Source organism: Pseudomonas sp. LBUM1640 (assembly GCF_059716225.1).
This window is the reverse complement of the sequence record NZ_CP166816.1, coordinates 4,965,181-4,976,826: the sequence shown is the minus strand read 5'-3', so window position 1 is coordinate 4,976,826 and position 11,646 is coordinate 4,965,181. Positions and strand designations below refer to the sequence as shown.

The following is an 11,646-nucleotide window of genomic DNA, read 5'->3' as shown; positions in this document are numbered from 1 at the left end:
ACGTTCCGTTTAACTGACGGTCAGCCAAGCGAGAGAGCATGATGCCCCACGCCGCCCAACTTTCTTCAGCCCCTGCTATTCCGGGGCTTGTTCCGTCCGCAGAGCCGCTTGCCCGGCAGGGTCTTGAACAGGCGTTCTCGCAGTTCAACCAGATGTCGAGCCAACTGACTGATTCCTACAGCTTGCTGGAAGCCCGGGTTTCCGAGCTTAAAGGCGAGTTGGCGGTGGTCAGTGCCCAGCGCATGGAAGAGCTGGCCGAAAAAGAGCGCCTGGCCAACCGTCTGCAAAACCTCCTCGACCTGTTGCCCGGTGGCGTGATCGTCATTGATGAGATGGGCCGCGTTCGCGAAGCCAACCCGGCCGCACGTGACTTGCTCGGCGAACCGCTTGAAGGCGAGCTGTGGCGCCACGTCATTACGCGCTGCTTCGCGCCGCGTGAAGACGACGGCCATGAAATCTCCCTCAAGGACGGCCGCCGCCTGTCCATCGCCACCCGTTCCCTGGACGCTGAGCCCGGCCAACTGGTGTTGCTCAACGACCTGACTGAAACCCGTCACCTGCAAGACCAGCTGGCGCGCCATGAGCGCTTGTCGTCGCTGGGGCGGATGGTCGCTTCTTTGGCGCATCAGATCCGTACGCCGCTGTCGGCGGCGCTGATCTACGCCAGTCATTTGACTGATGAGCAATTGCCAGCCGCCACCCACCAACGATTTGCCGGTCGCCTCAAGGAGCGCCTGCATGAATTGGAGCATCAGGTGCGCGACATGCTGGTGTTTGCCCGCGGCGAATTGCCGCTGACTGACCGCATCACACCGTCCGCCTTGATGCAGTCGCTGCAAGCGGCAGCGGCCACGCATATCCAGGATGTCAGCGTGCGTTGGCAGTGCGACAGCCACCTTGGCGAGTTGCTGTGCAATCGCGACACGCTGGTCGGCGCCTTGCTTAACCTGATCGAAAACGCCACCCAGGCCAGCGGCCCTGGTGCGCGTCTCAAAGTGCACTTGTACAGCCGCGGGCAAACCCTGCGACTGTGCATCAGCGACAGCGGCAGCGGCATCGACCCACGGGTGCTGCAGCGCCTGGGCGAACCCTTTTTTACCACCAAGACCAACGGCACAGGCCTGGGCCTGACCGTGGTCAAGGCAGTGGCGCGTGCGCATCAGGGAGAATTGCAGCTGCACTCCCGGTTGGGGCGTGGCACCTGTGCATTGATGACCTTGCCGCTGTTTTCCAGCGCGGCAAGCGCGGAGTAAAAGGACTATGGCTATCAAGGTTTTATTGGTCGAAGACGATCGCGCCCTGCGTGAAGCATTGGCTGACACGCTGCTGTTGGCGGGCCATGACTACCGGGCGGTCGGTTCTGCCGAGGACGCCTTGCAGGCCGTTGAGCAAGAATCCTTCAGCTTGGTGGTCAGCGATGTGAACATGCCCGGCATGGACGGTCACCAGTTGCTCGGCCTGCTGCGTGCGCGCCAGCCGCAACTGCCGGTGCTGCTGATGACCGCCCATGGCGCCGTGGAGCGGGCGGTGGACGCCATGCGCCAAGGCGCGGCGGATTACCTGGTCAAGCCGTTTGAGCCCAAGGCGCTGATCGAACTGGTCGCCCGGCATGCCCTCGGCGTGGTCCCGGCCAGCGACGGCGAAGGTCCGATTGCCTTTGAGCCGGCCAGCGCCCAGTTGCTGGAGCTGGCGGCCCGCGTGGCGCGCAGCGATTCCACGGTGTTGATTTCCGGCGAGTCCGGCACGGGTAAAGAAGTGCTGGCGCGTTATATCCACCAGCAATCCAGCCGCGCCAAACAACCGTTTATCGCGATCAACTGCGCGGCCATCCCCGACAACATGCTTGAAGCCACCTTGTTCGGCCACGAGAAGGGCTCGTTCACCGGCGCCATCGCCGCCCAGGCCGGTAAGTTTGAACAGGCCGACGGCGGCACCATCCTGCTCGACGAAATCTCGGAAATGCCTCTAGGCCTGCAAGCCAAGTTGCTGCGCGTGCTGCAGGAGCGTGAAGTGGAGCGCGTCGGCGCGCGCAAGCCGATCCAGTTGGATATCCGCGTGGTCGCCACCACCAACCGTGATTTGGCGCGCGAAGTGGCGGCGGGGCGCTTTCGTGAAGACTTGTTCTACCGGCTCTCGGTGTTCCCGCTTGCCTGGCGCCCATTGCGCGAACGCCCGGCGGACATCATCCCGCTGGCCGAGCGCCTGTTGAACAACCACGTCAAAAAAATGAAGCACGCCCAGGCACGGCTGTCGGCCGAAGCCCAGGCCTGCCTGATCAGCTACCCATGGCCCGGCAACGTGCGCGAATTGGATAACGCCATCCAGCGCGCGCTGATCTTGCAGCAGGGCGGGCTGATCCAGCCGCAGGACTTCTGCCTGGCCATGGGCAGCAGCGGTGTGGCGCCGCTGCCGAGCCTGGCGCCAGCGCCTGTGGTGGCTGTCGAAGCCGAATCCGCTGGCGGCCTGGGCGACGACCTGCGGCGCCGCGAATTCCAGATGATCATCGACACCCTGCGCTCAGAGCGCGGCCGCCGCAAAGAGGCGGCCGAACGCTTAGGCATCAGCCCGCGCACCTTGCGCTACAAGCTGGCGCAGATGCGTGACGCGGGAATGGACGTGGAAGCCTACCTCTTCGCCACCTGAAAAAAAGCATCGGGCCGACAGGGTTTGTCGCCTTTTCTTACGAATCGCCACGGAGCTGGCACCCTTGTTGCTACCACCCCTAGTAACCGCTACGTAGTGTCAAAAAATTGCGGGTCGTCGGAGAGAGAAGGTCATGAGCCAGGGTATTGAGTTCAATCGGTTGATGTTGGATATGCGCTCCATGCAAATGGATGCCATGGCTCAACCGAAATCTGTCGCGCCAGCGCCGGAATTGGGCCAAAGCAGTTTTGCCGACATGCTCGGTCAGGCAATCAATAAAGTCAGTGATACCCAGCAAGCATCCAGTCAGTTGGCTACCGCCTTCGAGATCGGCAAAAGCGGCGTGGACCTTACCGATGTGATGGTGGCCTCGCAAAAGGCCAGCGTTTCCTTTCAGGCCTTGACCCAAGTGCGTAACAAGCTGGTTCAGGCTTATCAAGACATCATGCAGATGCCGGTTTAAGGACGAGATTTAAGTCATGGCAGAAGCAGTCGTGGACAACGTACCCGCCAAGGCAGACGGCAAGCCGCCGCTGTTCGGCCTGTCGTTCCTGGAAAACCTCTCCGAAATGACCATGTTGCGTCAGGTGGGCCTGATGGTCGGCCTGGCTGCCAGCGTGGCGATTGGTTTTGCCGTGGTGCTGTGGTCGCAGCAACCTGATTACCGCCCGCTGTACGGCAGCCTGGCCGGCATGGATTCCAAGCAGATCATGGAAACCCTGGCCGCCGCCGACATTGCCTACACCGTGGAGCCCAACTCTGGCGCGCTGCTGGTCAAGGCCGACGACGTGGCCCGTGCGCGGATGAAATTGGCAGCGGCCGGCGTCACGCCGTCCGACAGCAACATCGGCTTTGAAATCCTCGATAAGGACCAAGGCCTGGGCACCAGCCAGTTTATGGAAGCCACACGCTACCGTCGTGGCCTGGAAGGCGAACTGGCCCGCACCATCTCGAGCCTCAATAACGTCAAGGGCGCCCGCGTGCACCTGGCGATTCCGAAAAGCTCGGTGTTTGTGCGTGATGAACGCAAGCCAAGCGCCTCGGTGTTGGTCGAACTGTTTTCCGGCCGCTCCCTGGAGCCTGGCCAAGTCCTGGCGATCATCAACCTGGTGGCCACCAGCGTTCCCGAATTGAGCAAGTCGCAAATCACCGTGGTCGACCAGAAGGGCAACCTGCTGTCCGACATGGCCGAGAACTCCGCGCTGACCCAGGCCGGCAAGCAGTTCGACTACAGCCGCCGTATGGAAAGCATGCTCACCCAGCGTGTGCACAACATTCTGCAACCGGTGTTGGGCAACGACCGCTACAAGGCCGAAGTGTCCGCCGACGTGGACTTCAGTGCCGTCGAGTCGACGTCTGAGCAGTTCAACCCGGACCAGCCGGCCCTGCGCAGTGAGCAGTCCACCAGCGAACAACGTACTGCCAGCAATGGCCCGCAAGGTGTGCCGGGTGCCCTGAGCAACCAGCCGCCAGCCCCGGCTTCGGCACCGCAAACCACTGGTGGCGCTGCCGCGACCGCCGGCGCGATTCAGCCTGGCCAGCCTTTGTTGGACGCCAACGGTCAGCAGATCATGGACCCGGCCACCGGCCAGCCGATGCTCGCGCCCTACCCGGCGGACAAGCGTAACCAGTCCACCAAGAACTTCGAACTCGACCGTTCCATCAGCCACACCAAGCAGCAACAGGGCAAAATCAATCGCCTGTCGGTGTCGGTAGTGGTCGATGACCAGGTCAAGGTCAACGCTGCTGACGGCGCCGTAACCCGTGCGCCATGGAGCGCCGACGAATTGGCGCGCTTCACGCGCCTGGTGCAGGACGCCGTCGGTTTCGACGCCAGCCGTGGTGACAGCGTCAGCGTGATCAACATGCCGTTCTCCGCCGAGCGTGGCGAAGTGATCGCCGACCCGTCGTTCTACACACAGCCGTGGTTCTGGGACATCGTCAAGCAAGTGCTGGGAGTGTTGTTCATCCTGGTGCTGGTGTTCGGCGTGCTGCGCCCGGTGCTCAACAACATCACCGGCCACGGCAAAAAACAGCTGGCCCTGGCAGGCAGCGACGTCGAGTTGGGTGGCATGGGCGGCCTGGACGGCGAACTGGCCAACGACCGCGTCAGCCTTGGCGGCCCGCAAAGTATCCTGTTGCCAAGCCCGAGCGAAGGTTATGACGCTCAGTTGAACGCAATCAAGAGTCTGGTGGCAGAAGACCCGGGCCGTGTGGCCCAGGTCGTGAAAGAGTGGATTAACGCAGATGAATGATCGAGCCGCTGTTGCCAAGCTCACCAAAGTCGACAAAGCCGCCGTGTTGCTGCTGTCTTTGGGTGAGACCGACGCCGCACAAGTGCTGCGCCACATGGGCCCTAAAGAGGTTCAACGCGTGGGCGTGGCCATGGCGCAAATGCGCAATGTGCACCGTGAGCAAGTCGAGCAGGTGATGAGCGAGTTCGTCGAGATCGTCGGCGACCAGACCAGCCTGGGCGTCGGCTCCGACAGTTACATCCGCAAGATGCTCACCTCGGCCTTGGGCGAAGACAAGGCCAACGGCCTGATCGACCGCATCCTGCTGGGCGGCAACACCAGCGGCCTCGACAGCCTGAAATGGATGGAACCGCGCGCCGTTGCCGACGTGATCCGCTACGAGCACCCGCAGATCCAGGCCATCGTCGTCGCCTATCTGGACCCGGACCAGGCCGGTGAAGTGCTTGGCCACTTCGACCATAAAGTGCGCCTGGACATCATCCTGCGCGTGTCGTCGCTGAACACCGTGCAGCCGGCCGCCCTGAAAGAACTCAACACGATTCTCGAGAAGCAGTTCTCGGGTAACTCGAACGCCTCGCGTACCACCTTGGGTGGCATCAAGCGCGCGGCCGACATCATGAACTTCCTCGACAGCTCGGTCGAAGGCCAGTTGATGGACTCGATCCGCGAGATCGACGACACCCTGTCCGGCCAGATCGAAGACCTTATGTTCGTGTTCAACAACCTCTCCGATGTCGACGACCGTGGCATCCAGGCGTTGCTGCGCGAGGTGTCCTCCGACGTGTTGGTACTGGCCCTCAAAGGCTCGGACGAAGGCGTCAAAGAAAAGATCTTCAAGAACATGTCCAAGCGCGCCTCTGAACTGTTGCGCGACGACCTGGAAGCCAAGGGCCCGGTGCGCGTCAGCGACGTGGAAACCGCCCAAAAGGAAATCCTCACCATTGCCCGCCGTATGGCCGAAGCCGGAGAAATCGTTCTCGGCGGGAAGGGCGGCGAAGAAATGATTTAAGGCGCTTCCCATGTCGAACAAAGATGAGACGCCCAGCGATCTGATTCGCGCGCGGGATGTCGGCGGGTTCGACATCTGGTCGTTGCCCAGCTTCGACCCGCATGTGCCGGAACCCGAACCTGAACCGGTGGTTGAAACGCCTGCGGAAATGGAAGAAGTGCCACTGGACGAAGTCCAGCCACTGACCCTCGAAGAATTGGAAGCCATCCGCCAGGAGGCCTACAACGAGGGCTTCGCGGCGGGTGAAAAAGACGGTTTTCGCAGCACCACCCTGAAGGTTCGCCAAGAGGCCGAGGAAGCGCTCAGCGTCAAGCTGGTCAGCCTGGAACGCTTGATGGGCAGCCTGTTCGACCCTATCGCCGAACAGGACTCGCAGTTGGAAAAGTCCATGGTCGGCCTGGTCGAACACATCGCCCGTCAGGTGATCCAGCGCGAACTGATGCTTGATTCCAGCCATATCGAAAGCGTGATGCGCGAAGCCCTCAAACTGCTGCCGTTGGGCGTCGGCAATGTGCGGCTGTACATCAACCCGCAGGATTTCGAACAGGTCAAAGCCCTGCGCGAGCGCCACGAAGAAACCTGGCGCATCGTCGAAGACGCGGCGCTGCTGCCCGGTGGTTGCCGCGTCGAAACCGAACACAGCCGCATCGATGCCACGGTGGAAACCCGCATCAGCCAGATCATGGCCAAGCTGTTTGACCAGCTCCACGAACAAGTCCTGCACCCGGCCGAGCCCGACCTGAGCGTGGACCTGGACGCCCCCGATGCGCCTTGATCGCACCAGCTTCGCCAAGCGCCTGAGCGGCTACGCCGAGGCCACTGAGTTGCCCGGCCAGCCGATCCTTGAGGGGCGCTTGCTGCGTATGGTCGGCCTGACCCTCGAAGCCGAAGGCCTGCGCGCCGCCATGGGTAGCCGCTGCCTGGTGATCAACGACGACAGCTACCACCCGGTGCAGGTCGAAGCCGAGGTGATGGGCTTTTCCGGCAGCAAGATTTTCCTCATGCCGGTCGGCAGCCTGGCCGGCATCGCGCCCGGCGCCCGCGTGGTGCCTTTGGCCGATACCGGCCGCCTGCCGATGGGCATGAGCATGCTCGGCCGCGTGCTCGACGGCGCCGGTCGCGCATTGGATGGCAAGGGCGGGATGAAGGCTGAAGATTGGGTGCCGATGGACGGCCCGACCATCAACCCACTCAACCGCAACCCCATCAGCGTGCCGCTGGACGTGGGCATTCGCAGCATCAACGGTTTATTGACGGTCGGCCGCGGCCAGCGTCTGGGCCTGTTCGCCGGTACGGGCGTGGGTAAATCGGTGCTGCTGGGCATGATGACGCGCTTCACCGAGGCCGACATCATCGTGGTCGGGTTGATCGGCGAGCGGGGCCGTGAAGTAAAGGAATTCATCGAGCACAGCCTCGGCGAAGAGGGCCTCAAGCGCTCGGTGGTGGTGGCCTCGCCTGCGGACGATGCGCCGCTGATGCGGTTGCGCGCCGCCATGTACTGCACGCGCATTGCCGAATATTTTCGCGACAAGGGCAAGAACGTCCTGTTGCTGATGGACTCGCTCACGCGTTTCGCCCAGGCCCAGCGGGAAATCGCCCTGGCCATCGGCGAACCGCCCGCCACCAAAGGCTACCCGCCGTCGGTGTTCGCCAAGCTGCCCAAGCTGGTCGAGCGCGCCGGTAATGCCGAGGCCGGTGGCGGCTCGATCACCGCGTTCTACACCGTGCTGTCCGAAGGCGATGACCAGCAAGACCCGATTGCCGACTCGGCGCGGGGCGTGCTCGACGGCCACATCGTGCTGTCGCGGCGTTTGGCGGAGGAGGGGCATTACCCGGCCATCGACATCGAAGCCTCAATCAGCCGGGTGATGCCGGCCGTGGTCACGCCGGAACACATGGCCCGCGCGCAGCACTTCAAGCAGCTGTGGTCGCGCTATCAGCAGAGCCGCGACCTGATCAGCGTCGGCGCTTATGTGGCCGGTGGTGATCGCGAAACTGACCTGGCGATTGCCCTGCAACCGCAACTGGTGACCTATCTGCGCCAAGGCCTCAACGACAAGATCAGCATGGGCGAAAGCGAAGCGCACCTGGGTTCGATCTTCGCTCCGGCGCCAGGCGGTTAAGCCATGGCCAGCACGCGTTCTTCACGCCTGGCCCCAGTGGTGGACATGGCCGAAAAGGCCGAAAAAGCCGCTGTGCAGCGCCTGGGGTATTTTCAGGGCCAGGTGCGCCTGGCGGAAAGCAAGCTGGGCGACCTGGAACGCTTTCGTGGCGAGTACCAGCAGCAATGGATCGAGCGCGGCAGCAAGGGCGTCTCCGGCCAGTGGTTGATGGGTTATCAGGGCTTTCTCAACCAGCTGGAAACCGCCGTTGGCCAACAGCGCCAGAGCCTGGCCTGGCACCAGAACAACCTCGATAAAGCCCGCGAGGCCTGGCAAGCGGCGTTCGCCCGGGTCGAAGGTTTGCGCAAGCTGGTGCAGCGCTATATCGACGAAGCGCGGGCGCTTGAAGACAAGCGCGAGCAGAAGCTGCTCGACGAACTGTCACAGCGCCTTCCCCGTCAATCACAGTACTAACTGTGGGAGCTGGGTTGCCTGTGATGGCATCACCTCGGTTTGGGTAGATTGAGTACATATCCGTTGCTGCGGTAACGGCTTCGTATGGTTCCGCTCTTACAGCGGGTCACTTTTGGCAAACGCCCCAAAAGTAACCAAAAGGTCTTTGCCCCACCACTCGGTGCCTCGCTAAGGCTCGGCATGCCCTCACTCCGGCTTGAATCCGTGGGCCGCCGCGATGGGCCATCCTTGGCCCAGCGCGGCTAACCCGGCGTCCTGCCGGGTTACCCACGGATTCAAGCCTGCGTTCGGCCAGCGTGGTTAACGGGGCCTGTCAGATCAAGATCAAAATCTACAGCACGGCGGCCTAGTAGCCGACCTGAGTGGTTGAAGCAAAAGCAGGGCAAAAACAGGGCAAAAACAGGGCAAAAGCAGAGCTGCTTTTCTGTGGGAGCTGGCTTGCCTGCGATGCAGACACCTCGGTACATCAGGCATACCCAGCTGATGCCATCGCAGCGGTTCGGCGGTCCGACAAGCCAGCTCCCACATTGACCGAGTACACACATCTACCTGATGTACTGAGCTCAAAATGTGGGAGCGGGCTTGCTCGCGAATGCGGTGGGCCATTCACCAGGTGCATCAACTGACACACCGCCATCGGGAGCAAGTCGAACCGTCGCACCGCCCCTCCCACATTTAACCCAGTTCAGCTTCCAAGATCAGGTCGGCTGCCAGGCCGCCTCTGCTTTCGCTTTTGATCTAACCACTCAGGTCGGCTACTAGGCCGCCGTGCTCTTGCTTTTGATCTTGATTTTGATCTTAGGCGCCCTGTTAAACCACGCTGGCCTGCGTGAGGGCACACCGAGCCTAGGCGAGGTGCCGAGTGGTGGGGCAAGAGCCCTTTTGGTTACTTTTGGGGCTCTTTTCCAAAAGTAACCCGCCGTAAGGGCGGAACCAATGCCCGCCATCACCCAAACAACGGATATGTACCCAGCGCCCCCCAAGACAACCACAACACTCAATCTGTGAAAATGACGTATCGATGTCTACGCTCATCGCAAACAAACCAGCTACCACATTTGATTCGCTGTGTTGCCCAGATCCGGTTCACCTGCTAAACCTTGTTGCACATAGCCAATGACAAGGATGCAGTCATATGTCAGTCGTCTCAGAAGTCTCCCTGGATGGGAAAAAAGCAATGATCACGGTCAAGGGGCGGTTCGATTTCGGCAGTCACCAGGCTTTTCGTGAGGCCTACGAAAAGTTCTACAAGGTGCCCGAGGTCTACGTGGTGGACTTGAAGGAAGCCACCTACATGGACAGTTCGGCCCTGGGCATGCTCCTGCTGTTGCGTGACCATGCCGGTGGCGATAATGCCGAGGTGCAGGTGATCAACAGTAATTCCGATGTGCGCAAGATCCTCGCCATCTCCAACTTCGACAAACTGTTCGACATCAGTTGAGCAACCTGGCCCCCGTCCTTGAACCGCTGACGATCCTGATCGCCGAAGACAGCGCCGCCGATTTGCTGTTGCTGTCGACGATTATCCGCCGCCAGGGCCATCAGGTACTCACCGCCAAGAACGGCGCGCAAGCCGTTGAGGTGTTCACCCGCGAGCGCCCACAGCTGGTGTTGATGGACGCGTTGATGCCAGTGATGGACGGCTTTGAAGCCGCGCGCCAGATCAAGCAGTTGGCGGGCGAAGCACTGGTGCCGATCATCTTCCTCACTTCGCTGCGCGAGAGCGAAGCCCTGGCCCAATGCCTGGACGCCGGTGGCGATGACTTCCTGCCCAAGCCCTACAACCCACTGATCCTGGCGGCGAAGATCAACGCCATGGACCGCCTGCGTCGCCTGCAGGCCACGGTCTTGCAGCAGCGTGACTTGATCGCCAAGCACCACAACTATTTGCTGCATGAGCAGCGGGCCGCCAAGGCGGTGTTCGACAAGGTGGCGCATTCGGGCTGTATCAACGCGGCGCCGAACATTCGCTACCTGCAATCGCCCTATGCGTTGTTCAACGGCGACTTGCTGCTGGCGGCATACACGCCCTCGGGTGACATGCACGTGCTGCTTGGCGACTTCACCGGGCACGGGCTGCCGGCCGCCGTGGGTGCCATGCCGCTGGCAGAAGTGTTCTACGGCATGACCGCCAAGGGCTACGGCCTGGCGCAGACCCTGCGTGAGATGAACGCCAAGCTCAAGCGCATCCTGCCGGTGGACATGTTTTGCTGCGCCACGCTGATGTGCCTGAGTGCCCAGCGGCGCGTGGTGGAGGTGTGGAACGGCGGCATGCCCGAAGGCTATGTGCATGAAGTCGCCACGGGCAAGCGTACGCCGTTGGTGTCGCGGCACTTGCCGTTAGGCGTGCGCTCGGCCGAAACGTTTGATGACAGCACCGAAGTCTGGCCCATGGCCTTGGGCGATCGCGTGTTTTTGCTCTCTGATGGCGTGTTGGACACTGCCGACGCCAATGACCAGCTGTTCGGCGCCGAGCGCTTGCAGCAGGTGTTTGCGGCCAACTGCGAGCCTGACCGCCTGTTCGAAGATATTGAGCAGGCCCTGGCGGCGTTTCGTGGCCAGGCGCGGGATGACGTCAGCATGGTCGAGATCACTTTGCTGGCCGGCCAGCCGTTGCGTGCGGCCGAGCCGATGTACGCCGACAGCGGGCAGTCGTGCCCGCTGGACTGGTCGGTGAGTTTTGAATTTCGCGCGCAGACGCTCAAAAGTTACAACCCGTTGCCGTACCTGTTGCAACTGCTGCTGGAGATACACGGCCTGCGCGCGCAGAGCGGGGCGCTTTACAGCGTGATGGCTGAGTTGTATTCCAATGCGTTGGAGCATGGGGTGCTGGGCTTGGATTCGCGGCTCAAGCGCGATGCCCTGGGGTTTGCCGACTATTATCGCCAGCGCAATGAGCGGCTGGGGCAATTGAACAGCGGTTATGTGCGTGTGCATGTGCAGGTGGTGCCGACGGGCACCGGCGGTAAAATGACGTTGCGTATTGAAGACAGCGGCCCTGGGTTTGACGTGGAACAGGTGCTGGCTCGGCCTCTGGATGTCGACCGTCTGTCTGGCCGGGGCTTGAGCCTGGTGCGCCAACTGAGCAGCGATGTACGCTGGTCGGATGGCGGGCGTAGTGTGTGCGTGGAGTTTTGCTGGGGGGCTCTGGCATAATCCGCCG

Annotated in this window: 10 protein-coding genes; all 10 read left to right on the top strand. The window is 61.9% G+C overall.

Features of this window, described 5'->3' with window-relative positions; genetic code table 11:
• Positions 1-41 precede the first annotated feature (41 nt).
• The 10 genes from ACA065_RS21840 to ACA065_RS21795 all read left to right on the top strand — a co-directional run bounded on the left by ACA065_RS21840 (position 42) and on the right by ACA065_RS21795 (position 11,639).
• Positions 42-1,253, top strand: coding sequence for a sensor histidine kinase (locus ACA065_RS21840; RefSeq protein ID WP_497695400.1), 1,212 nt, complete (start codon positions 42-44; stop codon positions 1,251-1,253).
• A 7-nt stretch (positions 1,254-1,260) separates the two neighbouring features.
• A complete protein-coding gene (locus ACA065_RS21835; protein ID WP_497691474.1) occupies positions 1,261-2,643 on the top strand; it encodes a sigma-54-dependent transcriptional regulator in 1,383 nt (460 codons plus the stop codon).
• A 133-nt stretch (positions 2,644-2,776) separates the two neighbouring features.
• Positions 2,777-3,106 (top strand): flagellar hook-basal body complex protein FliE, encoded by a 330-nt coding sequence (fliE, locus tag ACA065_RS21830; RefSeq protein ID WP_017134937.1) that lies wholly within the window; start codon positions 2,777-2,779, stop codon positions 3,104-3,106.
• Between the two features lie 16 nt (positions 3,107-3,122).
• The gene (gene fliF, locus ACA065_RS21825) at positions 3,123-4,898 is read left to right on the top strand and encodes a flagellar basal-body MS-ring/collar protein FliF (protein ID WP_497691473.1); all 1,776 of its coding nucleotides are present in this window, start codon (positions 3,123-3,125) and stop codon (positions 4,896-4,898) included.
• Positions 4,891-5,907 (top strand): flagellar motor switch protein FliG, encoded by a 1,017-nt coding sequence (gene fliG / locus ACA065_RS21820; protein ID WP_053257308.1) that lies wholly within the window; start codon positions 4,891-4,893, stop codon positions 5,905-5,907. The genes fliF and fliG overlap by 8 nt, the downstream gene beginning before the upstream one ends.
• 10 nt (positions 5,908-5,917) lie before the next feature.
• On the top strand, positions 5,918-6,682 hold the full coding sequence (gene fliH, locus ACA065_RS21815; RefSeq protein WP_497691472.1) for a flagellar assembly protein FliH: 765 nt from the start codon (positions 5,918-5,920) through the stop codon (positions 6,680-6,682).
• Positions 6,672-8,030 (top strand): flagellar protein export ATPase FliI, encoded by a 1,359-nt coding sequence (gene fliI / locus ACA065_RS21810; protein WP_094951616.1) that lies wholly within the window; start codon positions 6,672-6,674, stop codon positions 8,028-8,030. The genes fliH and fliI overlap by 11 nt, the downstream gene beginning before the upstream one ends.
• Before the next feature lie 3 nt (positions 8,031-8,033).
• On the top strand, positions 8,034-8,483 hold the full coding sequence (gene fliJ, locus ACA065_RS21805) for a flagellar export protein FliJ (protein WP_497691471.1): 450 nt from the start codon (positions 8,034-8,036) through the stop codon (positions 8,481-8,483).
• Between the two features lie 1,135 nt (positions 8,484-9,618).
• Entirely contained in the window at positions 9,619-9,924 is a 306-nt protein-coding gene (locus ACA065_RS21800) for an STAS domain-containing protein (protein ID WP_497691470.1), read from the top strand.
• Positions 9,921-11,639, top strand: coding sequence for a SpoIIE family protein phosphatase (locus ACA065_RS21795; RefSeq protein WP_497691469.1), 1,719 nt, complete (start codon positions 9,921-9,923; stop codon positions 11,637-11,639). Before ACA065_RS21800 ends, ACA065_RS21795 begins: the two co-directional genes overlap by 4 nt.
• Positions 11,640-11,646 lie beyond the last annotated feature (7 nt).